This window comes from Desulfosediminicola flagellatus (assembly GCF_005116655.2).
Lineage (GTDB): Bacteria > Desulfobacterota > Desulfobulbia > Desulfobulbales > Desulfocapsaceae > Desulfopila > Desulfopila flagellata.
This window is the reverse complement of record NZ_CP050698.1, coordinates 5316013-5338160: the sequence shown is the minus strand read 5'-3', so window position 1 is coordinate 5338160 and position 22148 is coordinate 5316013. Positions and strand designations below refer to the sequence as shown.

General features: G+C 45.2%; 18 protein-coding genes. 7 read left to right on the top strand and 11 right to left on the bottom strand.

Translation table 11 applies throughout. The features are described from left to right. Positions 1-163 precede the first annotated feature (163 nt). On the bottom strand, positions 164-511 hold the full coding sequence (locus FCL46_RS22085) for a phasin family protein (protein WP_136808867.1): 348 nt from the start codon (positions 509-511) through the stop codon (positions 164-166). 473 nt (positions 512-984) lie between these two features. Between FCL46_RS22085 and FCL46_RS22080 the strand changes: the two genes are divergently transcribed. The 3 genes from FCL46_RS22080 (at position 985) to FCL46_RS22070 (ending at position 6189) form a co-directional block, all read left to right on the top strand. Next, complete coding sequence (locus tag FCL46_RS22080) at positions 985-3351, top strand: SLC13 family permease (RefSeq protein WP_136808868.1); 2367 nt, start codon at positions 985-987, stop codon at positions 3349-3351. Positions 3352-3518: 167 nt separating this feature from the next. Further along, positions 3519-5120, top strand: a complete 1602-nt coding sequence (locus tag FCL46_RS22075; protein ID WP_167505963.1) for a sensor domain-containing diguanylate cyclase — start codon at positions 3519-3521, stop codon at positions 5118-5120. Between the two features lie 691 nt (positions 5121-5811). After that, the gene (locus FCL46_RS22070) at positions 5812-6189 is read left to right on the top strand and encodes a PDC sensor domain-containing protein (protein ID WP_136808870.1); all 378 of its coding nucleotides are present in this window, start codon (positions 5812-5814) and stop codon (positions 6187-6189) included. Positions 6190-6519: 330 nt separating this feature from the next. On the opposite strand, the gene fahA is transcribed toward FCL46_RS22070, so the two are convergent. The 4 genes from fahA to hppD all read right to left on the bottom strand — a co-directional run bounded on the left by fahA (position 6520) and on the right by hppD (position 11256). Beyond that, the gene (gene fahA, locus FCL46_RS22065; RefSeq protein WP_136808871.1) at positions 6520-7767 is read right to left on the bottom strand and encodes a fumarylacetoacetase; all 1248 of its coding nucleotides are present in this window, start codon (positions 7765-7767) and stop codon (positions 6520-6522) included. Positions 7768-7792: 25 nt separating this feature from the next. After that, complete coding sequence (locus tag FCL46_RS22060; protein WP_136808872.1) at positions 7793-8680, bottom strand: hypothetical protein; 888 nt, start codon at positions 8678-8680, stop codon at positions 7793-7795. A 14-nt stretch (positions 8681-8694) separates the two neighbouring features. After that, positions 8695-9852: a homogentisate 1,2-dioxygenase gene (locus tag FCL46_RS22055; RefSeq protein ID WP_136808873.1), complete on the bottom strand. Its 1158-nt coding sequence runs from the start codon at positions 9850-9852 to the stop codon at positions 8695-8697. A 318-nt stretch (positions 9853-10170) separates the two neighbouring features. Then, positions 10171-11256 carry a 4-hydroxyphenylpyruvate dioxygenase gene (hppD, locus tag FCL46_RS22050; RefSeq protein WP_136808874.1) on the bottom strand — a complete coding sequence of 362 codons (1086 nt, stop codon included), beginning with the start codon at positions 11254-11256 and terminating at the stop codon, positions 10171-10173. A gap of 291 nt (positions 11257-11547) precedes the next feature. Between hppD and FCL46_RS22045 the strand changes: the two genes are divergently transcribed. Further along, complete coding sequence (locus FCL46_RS22045; protein ID WP_136808875.1) at positions 11548-12048, top strand: molybdopterin-dependent oxidoreductase; 501 nt, start codon at positions 11548-11550, stop codon at positions 12046-12048. Positions 12049-12159: 111 nt separating this feature from the next. On the opposite strand, the gene FCL46_RS22040 is transcribed toward FCL46_RS22045, so the two are convergent. The 3 genes from FCL46_RS22040 to FCL46_RS22030 form a co-directional block, all read right to left on the bottom strand. Next, positions 12160-12954 carry a sulfite exporter TauE/SafE family protein gene (locus FCL46_RS22040; protein ID WP_136808876.1) on the bottom strand — a complete coding sequence of 265 codons (795 nt, stop codon included), beginning with the start codon at positions 12952-12954 and terminating at the stop codon, positions 12160-12162. Between the two features lie 208 nt (positions 12955-13162). Beyond that, the gene (locus FCL46_RS22035; RefSeq protein WP_136808877.1) at positions 13163-14176 is read right to left on the bottom strand and encodes an alpha-hydroxy-acid oxidizing protein; all 1014 of its coding nucleotides are present in this window, start codon (positions 14174-14176) and stop codon (positions 13163-13165) included. 107 nt (positions 14177-14283) lie between these two features. Further along, positions 14284-14967, bottom strand: a complete 684-nt coding sequence (locus tag FCL46_RS22030) for a FadR/GntR family transcriptional regulator (RefSeq protein WP_136808878.1) — start codon at positions 14965-14967, stop codon at positions 14284-14286. A 386-nt stretch (positions 14968-15353) separates the two neighbouring features. Here FCL46_RS22030 and FCL46_RS22025 point away from each other — a divergent pair, with 386 nt between their 5' ends. Then, positions 15354-16466 (top strand): META domain-containing protein, encoded by a 1113-nt coding sequence (locus FCL46_RS22025; RefSeq protein ID WP_136808879.1) that lies wholly within the window; start codon positions 15354-15356, stop codon positions 16464-16466. Positions 16467-16882: 416 nt separating this feature from the next. On the opposite strand, the gene FCL46_RS22020 is transcribed toward FCL46_RS22025, so the two are convergent. Continuing rightward, entirely contained in the window at positions 16883-17443 is a 561-nt protein-coding gene (locus FCL46_RS22020; protein WP_136808880.1) for a DJ-1 family glyoxalase III, read from the bottom strand. Between the two features lie 270 nt (positions 17444-17713). Here FCL46_RS22020 and FCL46_RS22015 point away from each other — a divergent pair, with 270 nt between their 5' ends. After that, on the top strand, positions 17714-19117 hold the full coding sequence (locus tag FCL46_RS22015) for a hypothetical protein (RefSeq protein WP_136808881.1): 1404 nt from the start codon (positions 17714-17716) through the stop codon (positions 19115-19117). 133 nt (positions 19118-19250) lie between these two features. Here the strand turns inward: FCL46_RS22015 and mnmL are convergent, their stop codons facing one another. Both mnmL and FCL46_RS22005 read right to left on the bottom strand, forming a co-directional pair. Continuing rightward, positions 19251-20159: a tRNA modification radical SAM protein MnmL/YtqA gene (gene mnmL / locus FCL46_RS22010; protein ID WP_136808882.1), complete on the bottom strand. Its 909-nt coding sequence runs from the start codon at positions 20157-20159 to the stop codon at positions 19251-19253. 4 nt (positions 20160-20163) lie between these two features. Continuing rightward, positions 20164-20673, bottom strand: coding sequence for a ferritin family protein (locus tag FCL46_RS22005; RefSeq protein ID WP_136808883.1), 510 nt, complete (start codon positions 20671-20673; stop codon positions 20164-20166). A gap of 400 nt (positions 20674-21073) precedes the next feature. Between FCL46_RS22005 and FCL46_RS22000 the strand changes: the two genes are divergently transcribed. After that, positions 21074-22027, top strand: coding sequence for an SPFH domain-containing protein (locus FCL46_RS22000; protein WP_136808884.1), 954 nt, complete (start codon positions 21074-21076; stop codon positions 22025-22027). The last annotated feature ends 121 nt before the right edge of the window (positions 22028-22148 follow it).

Genomic DNA, 22148 nt, shown 5'->3' with positions numbered 1-22148 from the left:
TGACCTGTCATGCCTCAGATGTCTAATTCTGTTCGCCCTTTTCACTTCCTGACTTCGTTACTCGTTCTGTTACATAGCGCTGCTATGCTCCATCACTCGTGCCTCGCAGGAAGAGAAAAAGCTTCACATGATTACGACATCTGACACATGATATGACACTAGGTCACTTTTTGTCAGTCGCTTTTGTGTTTTCAGATACCAGGGCGTCCAACTCGTCCTTGAACTCCTGAGCAATATCCTGAATTTTTTTGCTGTCTTCTGAAACCTGTTCAGAAATTTTTGCCAGGGTGGCGAGCTGACTACTGTTGAACGAGGCTAGGCTGGTTACATCTTTTATTTCTGTTGCGGCTTTTATCTGGTTGACACCCAGTTCGCTGTATGCACGAACTGCATTGACCTGAAGTTCAGTCATCTGCTCAATATTTTTAGCCATCATTTTGTTGAATAGGGTCATTGGAGACAGGCTTTTTTCTGCCTGTTCCGTAAATGTTTTAAACGCTTCTGTGTACATTAGGCATACTCTCCATGTTGGGTTAAAGGGAAACATCCGGTAAGCACAGAGTAAGTACTTGCCGAGAGCGCTCATACCAATCATATGGTTGTAATTTCATTGTACTGCAGTTCGCCAGGCAGTATCGCCTGAGAGCAAATCAATCGTTCGAGATAGTGAAGTGAAAATCCCGTAGGCCCTGAAGTGTAAATATGAAATTCGTATAAAGAATTGCTTTTTATTGATTCGAATGAATCCTATCACACAGTTGAATCAGTGTGCAAATGAGAAAAATATTTTTTAACGCAATCTGCATTGTACTTTCAAAAGGAATGATAATGAGAAGCATCTCTGGTTGAGATAGCGGGAATTCGACATATGAATACCTGTAAAATGTTAAAGTATATGATAGAGTTTTGGGGATGCTAATTACTTATCTCATTGCTGATTTCAGACCTGTCGGTAATTTAAAATGAAAAAAATGGAGCTATGAAATGACACCGGAGATTCTTCTGGTACTTGGTATTTTAGTTGTGGTGATAGGCGTATTGGTGACAGAGGTTATGCCTCTTGAGGTGTTGGCGCTCCTTGTGCTGGGAGTGCTTGCTGTCACAGGATTGGTAAGCCCGACCGATGCTTTGGCCGGTTTCAGTAATCCTGCGGTGGTTACTATCTGGGCGGTATTTATTTTAAGCGGAGGCCTGACCAGAACAGGTATTGCCAATATCCTGGGAAGGAATCTGTTAAAAGTCGCTGGAACGGGCGAAGCCAGGATTATTCTTCTAATTATGCTTATCGCTGGTGGGCTCTCTGCTTTTATGAATAATGTTGCAGTGGCTGCTCTAATGCTTCCTGTCGTTATGGATATTTCCAGAAAAACCGGGCATTCTCCATCAATTTTGCTTATGCCACTGGCTTACGGTTCATTGCTTGGCGGCTTGACCACCATGATTGGTACACCGCCCAATATTCTGGTGAGCGAGGCACTTCGTACAAATGGATTAACTCCTTTCGGTTTATTTGATTTCACACCAGTCGGAATAATCGTCATGACGGCAGGAATGCTATTTGTCACCTTTATCGGCATCAGACTGTTGCCACGCACCAATCCTCTTGATGCTGGTGTGAGCAACGAACAGCAAGTAATCCGGCAATATCGTATCCAGGAAAGACTATTCCGAATCAAAATACCTGAAAACTCTGCACTGATAGGGCATACCCTGGCTTCCAGCCATCTCGGTTCAAGGCTGGGGTTGAATGTTATCGGCATAAATAGAGACCGGAAAACTTTCCTTGCTCCAGAAATACAGGAAGAAATTCTGGCCGGAGATGAACTCATTGTTGAAGGGCGTCTGGATCGTATTCAAGAGATGAACAACTGGGGGCAGTTGCTTTCAGAGACCGGTGAAACTGAAGAACATGGCCTGCTCGGATTTGATCAGCAGATTGCTGAGGTGCAGCTCTCAGCAAAATGTGCCTGGGTCGGAAAGACCCTTTCGGAGCTGGGATTTCGAAATCAATATGGGTTGAATATTCTTGAGGTTATTCGTTATGACCGGAAAATAGTTAACCATATGAAGTCCGAGCAGTTGCGTGCCGGAGATGTGCTGGTAGTACATGGACCAATAACGAGCATTGACGAGTTGGCTGGGGTAAATGGCGTAATGCCGCCTGTAGTGCTTGATAAATCGGATGTTATCAATAAATACGAACATGGTCGAAAGGTACGCCTGTTTACTATTCCGGATCGCTCCCGTCTTCTTGGAATGACTGTCTCCGAGAGTTGTCTGGGCGATGCTCTCGATGTACAGATCCTCTCTGTCATACGTGAAGATGGTTCTGCATGTGTTGCTACCTCTGATGTGATCTTTGAACCGGGCGACAGGCTAATTGTTGCAGGGATGTCTGACCTGGTAGCTGTTTTGCTTATGCAGGGCCTTGAAGCAGTTTTTGAAAAAGGGCAGGGGGATATTGAAGATCTCTCCTTCCTCGAAGATGATAAGGTCGGCTTTGTTGAAGTTATCCTTTCACCTCACTCGGTGCTCACCGGACAGACACTCATGGAAATCTCCTTTAGGGAGAAATTCGGTCTGACAGTTCTTGCCGTTTGGCGAAAAGGTGAAGTCATTAGAACTGGGCTGCGCGATTTGCAGTTGCAGTTAGGTGATGCACTACTGCTTTTTGGTTCATGGAAGAAACTTGAAGTACTTGGCAGAGAGCCGGATTTTGTCGTCCTGACCGAGAATATGCAGGAAGTTGCCAGGGAAGAAAAGGCGAAAACGGCTCTGGCGATAATGGCTGCAGTTCTGCTGCCGGTTATTATGGGATGGGTGCCAATTTATATCGCTGTGGTGATTGGTGCGGCTTTTATGGTGCTGACCAAATGTCTTACCATGGAAGAGGCATATCGATATATTGAGTGGAAGGCGGTGTTTTTAATAGCGGGTATGCTGCCGCTCGGCGTGGCGCTTGATAAGAGCGGGGCAGCATCGCTTGTTGCTGAAAGTGTAATCGGATTGCTGGGGCCTATGGGGCCATACGGTGTATTATTTGGCCTGCTTGTTATAACATTCCTGGCTACCAGTATCATCCCTACAGCGGCTCTGGTCGTGCTCATGGTGCCGATTGCTCTTGAGACGTCTGCGGGGTTAGGGATATCCCCCTATCCGTTAATGATGGGTATCGCCATGGCGGCTTCATCGAGTTTCACCTCACCTATCTCGCACCCTGCAAATGTGCTGGTCATGGGGCCTGGTGGATATAAATTTTTAGATTATGTGAAGGTTGGTGTTCCGCTCACACTAGTTATTCTTGTGATCCTGATGGTGATAATTCCAATATTCTGGCCGCTGACAGCCTGATGTGAATTGTGTACTGAATTCCGAAGTCGCATTTGTTGCATATGATCTGTGTACGTTATACTCTAAAAGAGGACTGGGATGTTGGTTCTTATTACACGTTATCGTAAAAATGTTTTGGTCCGTTTAGTTAATGAATTCGGCTATTCGACATGTATGCGATGGGTCATATGGAAAAATCTGATAGTATAGACAATGAAAAAGAAAAAATCTTAAAGGCCATTCTCTTTTCTGAGGATCTGCCGACAATTCCTGCTGCAGCAGCACGACTTATCGGTCTACTCACAAAAGAAGATACTGAGATGTCGGAAATTGCCGATCTTATAGCGATGGACGTGAGTCTCTCCAGTAAACTTCTCAAAGTTGTTAATTCAGCATTTTATAGTTTTCCAAATGAGATCGCTTCTATTTCCCAGGCAGTTAATCTGCTCGGCTTAAATGCTGTCCAGAATCTGGTACTTTCTGTCGCATTTTTTTCATTAAAGGGTCGCGACGATGTAAATTTTGATTACAAGGAGTTCTGGCATAGTTCGCTTGCGCGCGCGGTTGCGGCAAAGCTGATTTACAAAACGCTTAAGACACCGCTTGCAATAGATGATGAACAGGTTTTTCTTAGCGGACTGCTTCAGAATCTTGGTAAACTCATTCTCGCCAACACTATGCATGAAGATTACCATAAAGTGCTGGAGATGCAGGAAGCACAGGGGAATGAACTTGAGGATGATGCAATTGAGACTGCATGTCTGGGGGTGGATCATCCGCTTACCAGTTATGTAATGGCCAAAGAATGGGGCTTTCCTGATTCTTTGGCACAGCCACTGAAGTATCATCATAGACCGGATTCATATGAGGGTGATGATGACGCAGTGGCGCTCAATGCCAAGGTGTGTCATCTTTCAGATATCCTGGCAAAAGTCCTTAGCGAAAAAGATCCTCAGAAATATCACAAACTCTTCAGAACCACGGCTAAGGACCATTTCTGCTTGCGACCGGTTGAAATAAATCAGATATTAAAAGAGATTCATGTGGAGGTGGACAGGGCGGCTGAGGGCTTTGGGTTGGAGGCTGAGCAAACCAAATCGGTTGAAGAAACCTTAATGGAGGCCAATATAAAATTGAGTCTTCTGAATATGTCGTATGACGAGATTAATCGAAAACTCCTTGAACAGCAGGTGCAGTTAGAAAAACTGACCAGAGAGCTAGAGGATAAAAATACGATTCTTGAAAATCTTGCATATATAGATGGCCTTACTGGCGTTAAGAACCATCGCTTTTTTCAGAATGCTCTTGATGAGGAGATCAGCAGAGCAAGTCGGGTGGATGATTGTAATCTCTCTTTACTGATGATTGATCTCGATAAATTCAAATCATTCAATGACACGTATGGTCACCAGGTGGGTGATTTCGTTCTTATAGAATTCTGTAAAGTGGTTGTGGGGCAGCTCAGAAAGTACGACCTGCTGGCACGATACGGAGGCGAAGAGTTTGTCGTGATTCTACCGGAAACCACGAAAGATGAGGCAAAACAGGTTGCGGAAAGAATGCGCCGTGCGGTGTCCGGGCATGATTTTAAAGATGGGGATAATTCTTATGCTGTAACGGTGAGTATCGGGATTGGCTGTGGTCAGCCGGCAAACCCCGATTTCAAAAAGGACGACCTTATAGGCAACGCTGATAGCGCACTCTACGAAGCTAAAAATGCAGGTCGTAACACAGTGATGGTATATACTCCCTTAGTTTCAAAGCCAAAAAAACGATGGTTTTCCAGGTAGATGATGTTTTGTGCGCAAATCTTGCAAAATTGGTTACACTATTTGCTTCTTTTCTTTTTCCATTCTCTTTTTTTCTTTCGCACGTTTTAATTTTGAAAATTCTACCTGACCAGTTATGCACTTTGGTTCAATATGGCTATGTTGTTCATCTTTATCGTAAGTGGAATTGACCTAAGTTTCTGTAAGTTGGATGGACTAATCGCTACACGGCATCGTTATCAGGAATAATGATGTGTTTTCACTCTCTCCAAAGCTCCTTTTTGCACATTGAGTGTGCAAAATATGTAACCTGTCATGAATGTGCGTGCTTCATAATACACGAACATACAGTTACTTGCCTCTTGTTTTGAATATTGGCATAGAACATGCTTTAAGGTGAATGTCAGCCTGAAGCATCACTCCCAAGCCGGCTGTTCGTATAATTGGTGTCACATATGTCAGAATAACATGTGACACCGATTGTCGAGGGATCCGGATAAGACATATGTTGATTTATAGAACTTGGGTAACAGGTATGGCTGATTCAGCATACCCTCTACCTGTAAAATACATGAAGCATAGGAGGTGAACAGACAGGTTAATACATTACAGGCTGTAGATACGTGACGGGATTGTTAGTCCTTAAGAGATTTGCATTGTGAGCAGCACACACTACCTACCAAATGCTGCGATAAAAAATGTGGAGAAAAATATGAAAAGATTAGCTTTTATCGTATCACTGTTTTCCGTTCTTTTAGTTGCATCTTATACTTTTGCAAGCGTTGATGAAGCTGCTATCAGCAAGAATGTTGACATGATTGTGGCCGGAATTGAAGGTGGCCAGGATATTCAAGAGATCAAAGCTGACGCATATCAGCCATATGCATTCGTCATGGAACCAGATGGGAAAATGCTGGTACATCCGTCACTTATGGGTGAAAGCCTGGCCGAGAAGGCGCCTCCTGTTTATGAAGCTTTAATGCAAGCTACCCCTGAGGGCGTGTGGGTTGAGTATGAGTGGCAAGGTAAAGTCAAGCATACCTATGCCAAGAAAACCAAAGATAACCTCATAGTTGGTAGTGGATATTAAGGATATTGCATTCCTCAAGTAAACGAAATAGACACATTACGGATGTGAGAGCCTGAAACGGGAAAACATCTCCGGTTCTACCCAGAATGTCAGTAGCTATGACCTCTTATTCTTCAATGTTTCACTAATGAACGTAAGGGATATAGTTCAGTGCTCAAACAATGGGCCTGACGTCATCTGAGTAGAAGATAAAATCGGGCTAAAGCGTCTGAAGTTGAAAGAGGATAATGGTGCACGAGTTAGAGCAGGGAGTCCTCAGTGGATTTCCCTGCTTTTTCTATGTGATGTATGGTGGTTCCGAGTGGCAACACTTTATCTGAATGTTGTTAATTAAGCTGGAAGAATTTTACCAATAACCTCTCCAAATCCAATTCTGTATCCATTGCCCTGACACCAGCCGGTCATGGCTACCGTGTCTCCGTCCTGCAGAAATTTTCGTATCTCACCATTTTTAAGTTGAATCTCTCGGGTACCTTTCCAGCATAATTCCAGTAGGCTGCCATATGAGTCAGGTGTGGGGCCGCTGATGGTGCCCGAGGCCATCATGTCACCGGGATTGATGTTGCAACCGGTCACTGTGTGATGAGCCAGTTGCTGGCAGATATTCCAGTAGAGATATTTAAAATTACTTCGTGAAATGCAGCTTTTTTCCAGGTATATCTCAAGATTGATGTCATAGGTCTGCTTACCTGTTGTCTGCAGGTAGGGCAGTGGAGTAGGTGATTGTTCAGGTCCCTGACAACGAAAGGGTTCAAGAGCCTCAAGCGGTACCACCCATGGGGAGATTGATGTGGCAAAATTTTTACCGTTAAATGGACCCAGAGGCTGATATTCCCACTTTTGAATATCACGGGCGGACCAGTCATTAACGAGCACCATACCAAATATATGTTCTGCAGCAGTGTTTATCGGTACTGGAGCACCAAGCTTTGAACCCGGACCTATAAAGAATCCCATCTCAAGTTCAAAATCAAGAAGTTTACATGGTGCAAAAACTGGTGTGTCCTGATCTGGCGGCAACATCTGGCCACTGGGACGTCGTATAGGAGTGGTGCTAACTACAATTGAGCTTGAGCGACCGTGGTAGGCAACAGGCAGATGTAGCCAGTTGGGCATCAGAGCGTTCTCTTTTCCTCTGAACATGATGCCGACGTTTGTCGCATGCTCTTTTGATGAATAAAAATCAGTGTAGTCTCCAATGGCCACAGGCATCTGCATAATGACCTGTGACACCGGGAGCAGGGCCCTGTTACGCAATTCTATATCATCGCGAAGTTCAGGTTCATCATAACTCAGTAGCCGTGATACAGTTTTACGTACCTCTGACCAAACTCTGCGGCCTTCCGAAAAAAATGGATTGAGAGTGGAGGTACCAAACAGTTTTGGTAATGAGAGCGGCTTGAATATATCCCGTTCTTCCAGCAGTGCCATATCGAGAACGTAGTCGCCGATTCGCACCCCGATACGACACTTTCCCTGTTCCTCGAACACTCCGAATGGGAGATTCTGAATAGGAAAGTGGGAGTCTGTATCGTATTCGATAAAAGACCGTAGATTTGGATCGGTAGTCGTACTCATCGTGTATGCTCCAAAAGGTACTGGGTTATAACAGCCCTAGTCCGGCAAGCCCTTCAAGCGGCTCCTCAAAAGAGCAGCTGCCAAAACTTACTATGCGGTTTTCCCGAAGAGTGTCTATTTCACTGGTTGAGAGCGTGTATGATTTCCATGAGAACTGTTCATCGGTAAAGTGTATGTTGGTAGCATCTTCATCCTCCAGGCATTCGATGATCTGATCTTCCGGGAGCCGGTTGGCTGCATATAGCAGGGAAGCACCGAAAACGTTAATAAAGCCATGTTGCATTATGGCCATTTCTGGGTGATAATATCTGAGTGGCTGATGTAGGCCACCCGTAAATTTAAACGGTATTTTACGGGTGCTGCAGGTGGTTATAACCTCTGCTACCCTTTCAACTGCAGGAAATGCCTTGCTGGTTGTCCCCCCGCATCGCAGTTTGTATCCTATCGCGCTTATGCTTCCACTGCCGGTTTGGGAACAATTATATTGCACTATAGCATCGACAACAGGGGCAATTTGATTTGCCTCAATAAAGAGTCTGATATTGGAAAGATTTGCCAGTTCAAGCCGTGAGATGATATGAGCTAACATCTCTGTGTATTGAGCCGAATTTCTGTCGGAATCTGCTATGCTGACTTCAATCATCGTTATATTTTTAGAGAATTTACTTAAGCTCTCTATTTCTTCTGCTGTTACTGCTGAGCTGACAATAACAGAGTAACGAAAATCGTAATCTTTCTGAATATTCTCCAGTTCGTTACAGGGGAGAATACATCTGCTCAACATCCAGCCGTAATCCTGGCTTAGGTAAAGGCCGAAATTATTCAGCGAAGTCTCCAGATTGAGTTGAGCAGGTGGGAAGAATCCTGCATAATCAATTAGCCCGGTCAGAAATGCATGTAATGATTTTTTCATTTTCTCATATCGTATTATTCAAGCCAGGAGGTCTGGTAATCGTCATCTTCGCAACCAAGGGCTGCTTTGGCAACATAGAGTGGCTTGAATGTGTCTATCATTACCGCTTCTTCTTTGGTCGATTTTTTGCCGATTGACTCTTCGGCTTTGCCGGGATGCGGGCCATGGGGCATTCCATCTGGGTGGAGAGTGATTGAGCCGAACTCGATACCTTTTCTGCTCATGAACTCATCACAGCAATAATAGAGCAGCTCGTCAGAGCCGACATTCGAGTGGTTATATGGAGCCGGGATGGCATCCGGATGATAATCAAAGAGCCGTGGAACAAATGAACAGATCACAAACCCGTCACTTTCAAATGTCTGGTGAACTGTTGGTGGCTGATGAATGCGGCCGGTTATCGGTTCGAAATCAGAAATATTAAATGCCCATGGATAATAAAAGCCGTCCCATCCTACAGTATCAAATGGATGGTGAGTAAGAATCATGCGTTGCAGTGCATTTCTGCTTTTGACAACTATTTCAAACTCGCCTTCAATGTCGCGTGTATTGAGCAGGGCGGGGGCGCGTATATCCCTCTCACAGAACGGGGCGTTTTCAAGAAGTTGACCATGTTCGTTTCGGTAGCGCTTTGGCGTACGCACATATCCTCTACTTTCAATAACGAGAAATATGTTCTGGTTGCCGGTTAATCTGTAGCGGTGAATGATCCCTCGTGGAATAACCAGATAATCACCACGACGAAAATCGAGTTCACCAAATTGTGACTCAAGAATTCCTTCACCTTCGGTAACAAAAACAACCTCATCCCCCTCGCCGTTACGATAAAAGAACTGGTCTTCAACAAACGGTTTGGCAATAGAAACCGCAATATCGTTGTTAAAAACAAGTGGTACTCTGTCTATCACCGCGCTTGCTCCGGTGTTCTGCAATCTGTGGGGGCGCAAATGTCGTAATCGGAGGGTAGGGTCCGGGTCTATATCCCAGTGAAGGCTTTTTATACGCTCAACACTTTTTAGAGCGGTTGGCGGACGCAGTGAGTAGAGCAACGACTTAATGCCGTTGAATCCCAGGTTGCCCATCAATTGTTCCTGGTAAATGGAGCCGTTTTTTTGGCGGAAAGCAGTGTGTCGTTTGGGTGGAATCTTGCCCAGCTTATGATAGTAGACCATGTGTTTTTCCTCGTAGGATGCCAGATAAGATGTGTGTTATTGAACCTCTATTTAGTTCCTGACCGAGAACCGCCAATTATCCCAATTTCTTCGTTGGTCTCAAATTCTAAACCTCAGGTAAACGAGGCACGAGACTCCCGGTAAGCGAGGTACGAGACTCCCGGTAAGCGAGGTACGAGACTCCCGGTAAGCGAGGTACGAGACTCCGAGATACTTTATGTATTCGTCCGGTTAATAGTATCGGCCGCCTTGAACCTCAGAAAAATTGCAGGTTTTCGCTCAGACAGTGTTTACTCATGAAATTGCGAAATAGTACACTTACAAATTCCCTCTGTTTCGCTGCTCAAGCTCAATGGATTCGAACAATGCTTTGAAGTTTCCTTTACCAAAACTCTCACAACCAGCCCGCTGGATAACCTCAAGAAACAATGTGGGGCGATCCTGAACCGGTTTGGTAAAGATCTGCAGCAGGTAGCCATTTTCGTCCCTGTCGACCAGAATGTTGAATTTACGGATCAGTTCCCGGTCCTCCTTTATCTTGCCTACCCTGTCCCATACAGTTTGGTAGTAGGTGTCAGGGATATTGAGAAACCTGACACCATTGTCACGCAGATTGCTTACGGTTGTGAGAATATCGGGAGTGTAGAGCGCGATATGCTGAACACCGGCTGAATAATTAAAGTCGATATATTCCTGAATCTGGCTCTTTCGTTTCCCCGAAGCCGGTTCATTGATGGGGAACTTGATATTACGCCTGTCATTTGCCATCACTTTAGAGCGTAGTGCTGTAAATTCGGTGGAGATATCTTTGTCATCATATGAGACAAACTGGTGGAAGCCGAAGACATATTTATAGTAATCGCACCATCTGTCCATCTGCCGGTCTTCTGCATTGGCTACAACATGATCAATCCGTGTGAAACCCACATCAATCCCTTTGCGTAATTCATCACGATAGCCTGGCAGAAATGGACCATCGTACTCCTGCAACGAGACAAAGCTGTGAATAACATCACCGTAAGTGCGTATCGCAGCTTTCCGAATTGTGCCGTTTTCATCGTGCATTTTAAACGGTTTTCTGGCTGATGGTGCTCCACGACGAATGGATTCCTGATAGATTTCTTCAACATCATCCACCTCAAAACAGATGTCTTTTACGCTGTCACCATGAAGCAGCAAAAAAACATTCCGGGGATCTTCATGATGAAGCGGTGTTGAGAAAACAAATCTTATCCTACCTTGTTGCAGCACATAGGAGGCGCAGTCGGGATACCCTGTTTCAGGCCCGAGATAGGCGATCTGGTCAAACCCCAGAGCTTTACGATAGAAAAATGCAGCCTGCAATGCATTGCCTACAAGGAATTCGATATGATGGATACGTTTGACAGGTAGAGACTTTTCCATAGCACCTTTTCCTCTGTTGAGTGTGAAGGTTTTGCAGAAATATGTACTCCCAAGCAATTACTGAGTTTGTACGGTAAATGATATCGCAAATAGCATGTGTAAAACAAGGGTGTTTTGGAGTGAAAACCTGATAGCGATCTGTATATTTTTACGGATTATCTGGAGGCTCGGTTAAAACAATTTCACACAGCAGCCCAAAACAGATAGGCTAAAGTATAGATCCTGATTCTACTTTTACGTCATGGCTACTTGGTACTGACGTAGACCGTAGAACCAATATGGAGGAAAATTATGATGGTTCGATGGCCAGTATTTGTCATTTTCTTTCTATGGATATCAATTTTTGGATATATAGTCTCTGCAGCTGCTGACGATGTCATCCTCGTAATTGAAGGCCCGGCGGGTGGTGAACCTGTAACATTTACAGAGAAGCAGATCCGGCTGATGCCAAAGAAAACCTTTCTAACATATGACCCCTGGGATAGGCGGGAGCGTAAATATACAGGGGTGCCTCTTGCCACATTGCTAAAGCATATCGGCAGGCTGGATGAGATTAGTGTGTTGGATGTGATCGGGCGTAATAAGTACAGCGTAAAAATTACGATGAACGATGTGACAAAGTACGATCATCTTATCTCCTACGAAATGAATGGTGAGGATTATTCGACGCTTAAGGATGATAATAAAGGTCCACTTGCCATAGCTTTAAAAATGGAGGATGTGGAACCGGATGATACCATACGGCTCAAAAATCAGTTTGTCTGGTGGGTTGAAAAGATCGTTATACGATAATGCAGTGTCATTATCTCGTTAGAAGCGGATAGAGGTATTGTGGTTTGCAGGTTGAAAAAGGCGTGAACTTTTAAGGTACTAAACGTTCACGTCTTTTTAATCTACTGCCGGTTAAAGTCCGCCAAGTAACATCCTGAAGCCGACAATATAGAGCAGCATTGCAAATATTTTTTTCAGCTTTGTCACCGGAAGATTATGCGCCAGCTTGGCACCTAGAGGGGCAGTGAACACACTCGCTGCTACAATTCCGAGTAAACCGGTAAGGTGGATAAAACCAATGCTTCCTGATGGCAGTCCTTCTGTTCCAAGGCCATTGAGGATATAGCCGCATGCTCCGGCAATGGCAATGGGTAAGCCGATGGCTGCTGAGGTGCCGATAGCTTGATGCATTGCGGTGTTATGAAAAACAAGAAAAGGAACAGAGAGTGTTCCCCCACCGATTCCCACAAGCGATGAGAAAATGCCGATAGTCCCGCCAGCCCCGAACATACCGGTATTTCCAGGGAGTTCTCGTGCCGCTTTGGGTTTAATGCCGAGCAGCATTTGAGTTGCCACCCAGATAAGGAAGACTGCGAAAAAAATCTTCAGAAAATTTGTGGAAAGTTGTGCCGCAACCCAGCTGCCGAAAAAGGTTCCTACAAGGATACCCGGTGTAATTCGCATAACCGCAGGCCATAGTACCGCACCGCGACTGTGATGCGCCCTGAGGCTTGAAATTGAAGTGAATATAATGCTGGCAAGAGATGTTCCAAGGGCCATGTGGAGTACATGTTCAACGGGGACACCCTGTGCGACAAATGAAAAGGTCAGCATGGGTACAATTACAAGGCCACCGCCAATGCCCAGAAGTCCAGCCAAAATTCCGGCTATTGCTCCAACAAGCATGTAAAGTAAAAAGAATGTCATACTTTTACCTTTCCTAAGGAAACCGGCCGGAATCAGCAGGCTATCCATGTTTACGCAAATTAGGGATGAAAAAAACGGAGAATGGATATCGAAAAGGGGGGGATCGATATTGATAAACCCGAGTATGTTTCTCTCACGTAGTTACAGGGCGATAGCGACAGCTTCTTCCGGCCGGGAACCAGCTTTGAAAAATGAAATTGTGAAAAACTTATCTGGTCAGAAGAATCTCCCTTCCAACTTCACGTACGTTAGCTGTTCCGGTCAATACCATGGTCTGGATCAGCTCACCTTTGATCTTCTCAAAGTACGCTTCAACGCCGGGCTGCAATCCACCCACGGCAGCAACAGAGACAGGACGTCCGATCATTACGATATCAGCACCAAGTGCCAGAAGCTTTAAAACATCGCCGCCGCTACGTACACCACCGTCTGCAATGATGGTGATTTTACCTTTAACCGCATCAGCGATTGAGGCAAGCACATCGGCAGCACCAGGTGCAGAATCAAGTACTCGTCCACCATGGTTGGAGACAACAATAGCGTCTGCACCTGCTTCAACTGCAAGAAGTGCCTCATCTACTGTCATCACGCCTTTAAGTATGAACTTCATGGAGCTGGATTCGATAATGCGCTTAAGTTGATCAACAGTCTTTGGGGTGACCGGACGACCCATTTTCCTGAGTGTGACCAAGCCGGCCGCGTCTATATCCATACCGAAAATGTTGGTACCTGAGTTTTCGGCTTTCTTCAGTTTGTCGAAAAATTCTTCATCTTCCCATGGCTTGATAAACGGAATACCTTCACCGTCATTTTTTTCAATAGCAGCATATCCGGAAGCATGGATAAACTCAGGAACACCGTCTCCGGTACATCCGATTGTACCCATTGCACGGCAACCGCCTACAACGGCATCGATGTACTCCTCTTCACTTACTTCACCGCCCATATTAAAGCTGACCCCGCCGATTGGTGCGGCCAGAACAGGCATAGAAAGCGATTTGCCAAGGAAATCAACTGTTGTATCAGGTTCGGTTACTCCATGAACTACGCGCATGTTGAACTGGTAGCAGCTTAATGCGTCGAGGTTTGCAGTAAATGATGAGCCGGTTCCAAGCCCTCCCATACCAGGTACTTCACCTGCGCAGGCCTTTCCATTACACACTGGACAGACTCTACAAAATCCTTTCATCTTTTCTTTGGCATTCTGATAAATCTCTTTCACGACGTGCTCCTGTAATGTGTTCTTGTGTTTCCGGTGGTAAGCTATGCTATTGCAGTTTGCCTTTTCACGTTAATTGTTTCTACCAAACGATTACTTCTGTGAAGTAATCACGATTTATTCTTTTTTGGGGCCGGGGCTTCAAGATTCTTTTCAACCTGCTCCATATGCTCCCGCATAAGTTCCTCGACGATATCCGGGGATCGCTGTTTTAGCGCCCACGCAAGGTTCTTGTGGCTTTCAAGTGAGAGTTTGTTACGTTCTGTGGTTTGTAATGTGTGGGCTCTACTCTCTGCGAGGACATCATGGAGTGTTTCATATATATCACTGAGCACACTGTTGCCTGTCGCTTTAACAATAAGCCTGTGAAACGTTTCATCCATTTCAGAGCTATTTTTTCCTGAAGCAAAAGCGGTCTGCTGCGCCTTGACTATCGTATCGATCTCTTTGATATGTTCATCCGAGATGCGTTCTGCAGCAAGTCGGGCAATTTGCGGTTCAAGAATTTTACGTAATTCAAAAATTTCTTTTAAACGAAGGTTCTGGCGGGTAACTGCCTCGATCATGCAGTTAAAAGCTCCCTCTGCGATATACGTTCCCGCACCTCTTCTACTTGTGACCACAGCCTTTTCAGTAAGAGATTTAATGGCTTCTCTGACTGTATTGCGCGAAACTTGAAATTTTTCGGCAAGAAAGCGCTCTGAAGGGATGCGATCCCCCACTTTAAAATTTCCGCTTTTAATGAACTCTTCGATCATGCCGACGATTTCATCATGTCGCTTGTTGTCTGCCATAACTCTCCCTGAAATTCGATATTGGCCCAACCAATAACAGTTGTGCCGTAAATTGTCAAAACATAATTGGCCCAACCAATATTTTAGGTGCCGGGTATCAGCGGCTGCGAATGGGAATATAAATCGTCACACTCTACTTTCAATTTTCCTCTTCCTTCTATATGGTTTTAAAAGAGAAATGGTTTTTTTAGTGAAAGACTGCGGACGATAGGAGTTATGCCTGACCAGCCAGTGTGCTTTAATTGGGACGTTGAGTATGTATAATACATGGAGAAGATAAAGAATACCCTTATACTACCTTTTGCCGCAAAGTAATTGAGGAACTGCCGGAAGACGTTTCTGGTGATGATAGAAATCAGGAGTCAACAGATCTATTAAGGAGAAGTATGATGCCCGATGTTTTTAATCGTCAGCGCTTAAGTTTATACATTATACGCTATATACCAATCATAATGCTGATGGCTCTGTGCCTTGCTGGTTGTCAATCAATTAACACTGGTGAAAAAGCCGGCGTGGACCGAGATTTTAGAGATGTAGGGTTTAATCTGCCGGCAACATTTTCAGGAAAGGTGAGTTGTGTTGATTGCCGGGGAGTGGATATTGTACTGACGTTGCGACCGGATGGACTGTATCAGCTACGCCTGTCTCATCGTACTGAGGACGGGGGCAGCAATATCGAATCAATGATGAATCGCTGGTGGTATAAGCGGAAAGAGAAGGTTGTGGTTCTCGCATCAGTGGATGGTGTGATGCAAACCTATTCAGTCAAAGACAATGATACCATTGAACTGCTCGACATTGAACATGTTCACCCGGAATCACAGCTCAATCGAGAATTGCACAAGGTAACTACTCTGGAGCAATTTGACGATATGGTTCATATGCGTGGAATGTTCAGTTTGGGGAACGGTCGTGCTGTTATAGAGGAATGTTCTACCGGGAATGTTTTTCCTGTTTCAAATTATGGCCTTTATACAGAAGCTGTAGGTCGCTATGCTGCAATACCGCATAGTTATGGTACTCCTGTGCTGCTTGAATTTGAGGGCGTGCTCGGAAGGGTTGATTACTTTGATGATCAGGCAGAAGAGGCTATTACTATTACCGGCTTCAAAAAGTTTTATCCACGCATTGACTGCGAGGGCAATATTATGCGGGTGACTCTCACAGAAACGTTATGGACTTTGCAGCAGTTAAACGGACGCCAATTAGAAAATTTTGTTGCAGAAAAAACACCATATTTCCTTCTTGAACAGGACTCTTCAATGGTAGGATTTGGAGGATGTCGCAACTTGACGGGCACATTCAGGCTTCAAGAAGATATGCTGCAGATAAACCGGACGCCGGTGCCGCGTTATGCCTGCTTTAAAGGGTTGGAGCTTGAAAATGCTTTTCTCGATGCCCTTCGTGAGACAGCATCGTTTGAGATAGAGGTGGATGAACTTAAACTCATAGATAGCGATGATACAGTACGGGCAGTCTTCAAGGCTGGAGCCAAGTAGTGCCTGAACGAAAGCCTGCAAATTTTTTCAAGCTCAAGGCGATCGATAAATTTAACCGGATGAATACATAAAGTATCTCGGAGTCTCGTGCCTCGCTTACCTGGAGTCTCGTGCCTCGCTTACCTGATGATTATACGTTGAGACCAACGATAAAGTTACAAAAAATTGGTGCTTTTCGGTCGGCCATGAAGGAACAGTCTCCTTTCTATAGCTGGTGTTTGAGTTGGAGACTGTTGCCTTAAATGCCAGTGTGCTGTCATGCCTCAGATGTCTAATTCTACTTGCCTTTTTCACTTCCTGACTTTGTTACTCCTTCAGTTACATAGCGTTGCTATGCTCCATCAGTCATGCCTTGCAGGAAGAGAAAAAGCTTCAGATTATTACGACATCATGACACGTGTAACGAAATCTGTAAATCAATCGACCTCAACAACCATTCCTTTAGCAACTTCCCGCTTTTTTTCGTCACCCATGAGGATGCCGAGAAGTTCCAGAGCAAAGTCAACTGAAGTGCCTGCTCCCCGACTGGTTACACAGTTCTGGTCGATGACCACTCTTGCCTCCTGAGCCTGACCAACATCACTCAGGTCGGCAATAAAGAGTGGATGAGAGGTAGCCTTTTTCCCGTCAAGCAAACCATGTGCTTTAAGTACAACAGCAGGAGAGGCGCAGATGGCACCGTAGAGTTTGTTTGCGGAATTTTGTTTTTTCAGGATCTCAATAAGCGCAGCTGAATTTTTCAGGTTGGTGGCTCCGGGGATTCCACCGGGAACTGCGACCAGATCGTACTCTTCATTCATACACTCATCAATCAGCTTATCCGCCTCGATTTTCACATTATGTGAGGAGGTGATGACTTTATCGTTTACTGATGCAATATCGACGGTGGCTCCCGCTCTTCTGAAAACATCGACGATACTGAGGGCTTCAATCATTTCTATACCGTCTGCAACAGGTACCAGGATTTTTTTTTCCATAGTGTGATCCTCGGTTGGAGTTTTGAGAGTGAGATGCTGCCTGGCAATCTAATGCTCCAGAGTAAATAAAACGGCTGGTTGAAGCAAGGTTGAATCGTGAAATTAAACGCTGAAATTCTTTTTACGCTCCTTTAACTCTTCGATCGCTTTTGCTATAGTGCTGCGGTAGTGGCAGACCGTCGTATTGCTGATATATATTGCATATGTGGTATGTCCTGGGGGAGAGGTGAAGCAAAACAGGTGGTTGGGGTTTGAAGCAGGGAGACGTAAATGGGAAAGATCAGGCTACTGTTACGGAAATCGTTTAATTCGGGTGAAAAAGTAGTAGTGAAAAGTGCTCTATATCTGCTGCTGGTGTGTATGATTGTGCTCGGAATGAGTGGCTCATATTTGTCTATTCCTATCTCTGGTGTTGCCTATGCAGCGGATGGTGATGATCCAGGTACAGATCCCGGTTCAGGTGGTGATGCCGGAAGTGGTGATACTTCAGGTGACCCCGGTGATTCAGGCGATTCAGGTGGGGACGGCCCTGATGACAGCGGTAATGACAACGGTGACGATGAAAGAGATGCTGACAGCGAAGGCAATGATCGCTCCGATGATGCCGATGATGAAGATACGGATGACCCGGATAACGACATCAATGATGGGATGGATAATCCCATGGCAATAGCTGCAACGCCGTATGGTGAACTGGATGGCCTTGGCAAAAGCAAATCCACTGAGTGGCTTTTACAGAAACTTGAAGCACTTGGTGAGCTCACTCCGGTTCAGTCAGGTGACAGCAAAAGCTCAAATGGAGAAAACTCTTCACCAACTGATGAACTTCTGCTTATGCCCACACCGCTTCCGAGCTATGCGATAGGTGATGCCTTTATTTATTCGGATGGCAGTTGGGAAAGGGTAAACGATATAAACTCAGAAACTATTACCTGGTCGAATCATCAGGGGAATTATTCCAGCGGCAGCGTGGATTTTACCTACAAACGTGCAGAATGGGAGACAAGCCGGAGCATGGGCGAGCGGAGTTTTAAACCCACTGAGTTCTTGTTTGACGAGCCTACCGGATCTCTATGGCCTCTTGGAGTAGGTAATAAAACCCGTTTTGATGAAAAAGGGCGTTGGATAGGAGTTGACGGGCTTGAACGGGTCTATGATTCATATTGGCGTTGTGATGTTGAAGCTGCTGAAAAAATACAGGTTGTGGCTGGAGAGTTTGATACCTGGCGTATCGGCTGTGCACGCTATGCCGATAGTTATTCATATCCTAAATACCGCGCCCGAGAGTATCGTACCTGGTACTATGCTCCGGAAATTCAACACTGGGTTCTGGAGATACAGGAAAAACGGGGTGCAGAAGCTGAACGTAGAAAAGAACTTGTGGCTATCGTGCCGGATCTCTCAATTCTTACAGCTGAGGCGGACGATTCCCGTCAGGTGCAGGAGCAGTTTCAGGAGGTGCTTGAAAGCAACGAAGACGGCGAGATGGATCTCTGGATGACTGCTTCCGGCAGGCTGACTATCAGCATGACAGCCCAGGATCGCTATGTGGCGGCTGATAATATCTCATGCCGCAAGTATGAGCAGCAGATACAGGCTGGTGAATTACATAAATCCTATCTGGGGATTGCCTGTCGCAGTGCTGACGGCATGTGGAGCATACCGCGCCTCTAGAGAGAGCTGCCTATTTATTACCCACATATACTGGAAGTGTGCATGAGGACTTGGCCCAAAGGCAAAAGGACTGAGTGCCTCAGAAGCTTATTACATTATCAATGCAATGTACTCAGTCCTATCCTCTTTAACCTCAGTCCTGTTGTTGTCCCTGGCGGATATTACGCTCTGCCATCTTCTCCTGTAGCGTGTTGCTGAGGTGTGCGGCAAGTACATTCCACTTCGGGGCGATAAGTAGGTTCGGGTGGGAGGTCGCCCAGAGCCTGTGAATAACTACGTTTTCCGGAATAAGAGGCAGGGCGAGAAGAAGAAAGTCGATATACTGCTTGAGTGAAAACAGGCGTATATTCCCCTCGTCGTACATTCTATGCAGTTCGGTATCGGCAATAACCTGAAGATGGTGCAGCTTAAGCGCATCGATACCGAGATTGCAGGTGGTTTGTACACTTTCAAGCATCATTGCATTACTTTCACCGGGTATGCCGAAGATAAGATGCGCACCGACCTCAAATTCCGGGAAAATTTTTATTCGTTGTATGGCATCGGTAAAGTCTGTGTAGCTGTGATTACGATTGAGTAGATGCAAGCTCTGCTCATGAATTGTTTGCAAACCTAATTCCCAGAGACATGCTTTCCCCGCTTGGCGGATCTGCTCTGCAATTGGTACCAGAAGTTCATCCGGCACATGATCAGGGCGGGTGGAGAGAATAAGACCCACACAATTGGCATCATTGAGTAGATATCGTACAGCGTGAAGCAACTCTTCAGCCGGAGAAGCAGTACAGGTTTCCTGCTGGAAGTAGGCAAAGTATTTTTTAAATCTGCCTTTTAATATATGCTTTTTACCTCGTTCTATCTGGTTGTCTAATGAATCTTCTTTACTCAGATAGTTTGGAGTGAAGCTTGCAGCCCTGCAGAAGATACAGCCGCCTTTCTCCCGGTTCGGGCAGAGAGTTCCTGTATCGATAGGTATTTTGCCAATCGACTCCCCATATATGCTTCGGTAATGATGACTAAATGTGTTGATACGGGGAGTGATCATCGAACTATTCTACTTCCAGATTACCTTCCATGAAATCAAACCACATGCCGTTGTTGGAAGCATGATCCAGTTCGATCTGTACTACATCCACATGACGGTCTTCGATTTCCTGAAACATTTCCATTATTATTTTGATATCTCCATCTGTTTTCTTGGAAGCTTCTCTATAATAGGCGGAGGTCTCTTTCTCAAGTTGCAGCGCGCTATTTAAAACAGTTTTGATATCTCCAAGCATCCGCTCGGGAATTTGAGCCTTCATCGATTCAATATTTGCTTCGATCTCCGTTTTAGAAGGGATCGGGCTGGTGAGGCGTTCATGATCAATTACACCGCTTTCTTCCAATTGTTTAATGGAATAGAGAAGAAAGTCCACATGTGACTGCTCATCATCAGCAAGAGCCTTGAAAATTGCTTTGCCCCGTTTATCATCAACTATCTTGTCGGCAGAGAGATAAAGATCACGTATTTTTTCCTCAAACGCGATTGCTGTCTTAAAAATCTCAATTGAATCCATTTTTTCACCCTTTATTATATGAATCTCTGTACAGATTTTTTGTGGTTGCTTCCAACGCAACTGGATACCAATACGATACCAACCTCACGTCCATTTGTCGATGTTCGGCTGTCAATACAATGGCTCCGGCGGGCAGGTGGTTGGTACACCACGCTGTTGTATACACTCTTGCCTGCACTTTTGCAGATGTATGAAAATTCAGACGATATTTGACAGAGAGTAAGGTTTTCTTATACTCTTTGTAAAGGAGTTTCTGCCCAGCCGTACGTATTCAGTAGTTGCAGATTTGCTGTCGCATCCGAATACAGTCATATCCAACAAAATGAGCACTGAAATTATCGGGTAATGCCTGACAGTTAAACAGATTAGTCCCCTTTTTAACGGTGGTAAAGGAGTCACTATGTCTGAGAAGCCGGTGTGGAATATCGTTCAACGATCATTTGTTATGCGTATGGGGCGAATCGCCCTGCTCAGCATGTTCGTTGTATTCATTATCTACAGTCTTATTGCTGCAGTATACGCCAGTAAAACGATTTTCAAGGTCAAGATGAATTATGCAGTGGTGCTGGAAAAGCTGGGAGGCAACCGGCTCGCTGTAACAGATGTGGGCTGGCATGTACGGTTGCCCTTCTTTACCAGAATTGAACAGGAAGTGACGCTGATGAATCAGACGCTCTTTCTTGGCGGAGGCGATGACCCCAAGCGAATAATTACCCGCGAAAACGTGGCGCTCTGGACCTCGGCGCTGCTCACTTATCGCATCAAAAATCTCGACACCTGGGCAATTGAGAATCTACAGCCGATGACACTACTGCAAGGTGATTACGACGGTATTGTCAAAGATCAGCTTCAGGCCGAAACAGTGGCTAATCTTATCAGTGACAGGCAACAGGTTAAAGAAACAATTTTCAGGTCTCTGAAATCGCGACCTATTAATGAAGGTGGACCAACACTTGAGCAGAAGTATGGCATCGAAGTTATCAGCTTTGTGCTTAAAGAGACACGATTTGGTGACAAGCTGGTAGCAGCATCGGATGAAAAAAAGCGTCGTGAGTTGATCGCAGAGGCAGAGAACTATGCAGCGGATCAGGAAGCGAGTCGGATTCGTAAACTCTACGCAGCCTATCTTGAGGGTATCAGCCTCTTGCAAAAAGAAGTTGGCCGCGCTGACGGAAGTTCAGATGATGCGCTGCTTAAATTTCTGGTACAGCAGAAGTGGGCGTCCGCATACGAAAAAAACCAGACGGGCCAGAATACTGTAGTGATTCAAAATACTGATAATGTGCCTCAGGTTACTCTGCCCTCACTGAGTAAAGAGACCCCTGTGCAAGCTAATCTGGAGGCAGTCCGATAATGACCTTGCTGCGGAGTCTTCGTTTAGCTGTCAAATTCTTCGGTATTTTTTTGCAATCTATCGATTTTGAGCAAGAAGTCTATTCTCGGATAGTCGCAGTATCACTATAATCACAATACAA

Bases quoted from the DNA above. Each gene is read 5' to 3' on its own strand.
- FCL46_RS22040 (WP_136808876.1), bottom strand. From the start codon at position 12,954: ATGACATTCTTTTTACTTTACATGCTTGTTGGAGCAATAGCCGGAATT.
- FCL46_RS22000 (WP_136808884.1), top strand. From the start codon at position 21,074: ATGTCTGAGAAGCCGGTGTGGAATATCGTTCAACGATCATTTGTTATG.
- FCL46_RS22080 (WP_136808868.1), top strand. From the start codon at position 985: ATGACACCGGAGATTCTTCTGGTACTTGGTATTTTAGTTGTGGTGATA.
- FCL46_RS22030 (WP_136808878.1), bottom strand. From the start codon at position 14,967: ATGGCAGACAACAAGCGACATGATGAAATCGTCGGCATGATCGAAGAG.
- FCL46_RS22015 (WP_136808881.1), top strand. From the start codon at position 17,714: ATGGGAAAGATCAGGCTACTGTTACGGAAATCGTTTAATTCGGGTGAA.
- FCL46_RS22075 (WP_167505963.1), top strand. From the start codon at position 3,519: ATGGAAAAATCTGATAGTATAGACAATGAAAAAGAAAAAATCTTAAAG.
- FCL46_RS22025 (WP_136808879.1), top strand. From the start codon at position 15,354: ATGATGCCCGATGTTTTTAATCGTCAGCGCTTAAGTTTATACATTATA.
- mnmL (WP_136808882.1), bottom strand. From the start codon at position 20,159: ATGATCACTCCCCGTATCAACACATTTAGTCATCATTACCGAAGCATA.
- hppD (WP_136808874.1), bottom strand. From the start codon at position 11,256: ATGGAAAAGTCTCTACCTGTCAAACGTATCCATCATATCGAATTCCTT.
- FCL46_RS22005 (WP_136808883.1), bottom strand. From the start codon at position 20,673: ATGGATTCAATTGAGATTTTTAAGACAGCAATCGCGTTTGAGGAAAAA.
- FCL46_RS22060 (WP_136808872.1), bottom strand. From the start codon at position 8,680: ATGAAAAAATCATTACATGCATTTCTGACCGGGCTAATTGATTATGCA.
- FCL46_RS22020 (WP_136808880.1), bottom strand. From the start codon at position 17,443: ATGGAAAAAAAAATCCTGGTACCTGTTGCAGACGGTATAGAAATGATT.
- FCL46_RS22055 (WP_136808873.1), bottom strand. From the start codon at position 9,852: ATGGTCTACTATCATAAGCTGGGCAAGATTCCACCCAAACGACACACT.
- FCL46_RS22045 (WP_136808875.1), top strand. From the start codon at position 11,548: ATGATGGTTCGATGGCCAGTATTTGTCATTTTCTTTCTATGGATATCA.
- fahA (WP_136808871.1), bottom strand. From the start codon at position 7,767: ATGAGTACGACTACCGATCCAAATCTACGGTCTTTTATCGAATACGAT.
- FCL46_RS22085 (WP_136808867.1), bottom strand. From the start codon at position 511: ATGTACACAGAAGCGTTTAAAACATTTACGGAACAGGCAGAAAAAAGC.
- FCL46_RS22070 (WP_136808870.1), top strand. From the start codon at position 5,812: ATGAAAAGATTAGCTTTTATCGTATCACTGTTTTCCGTTCTTTTAGTT.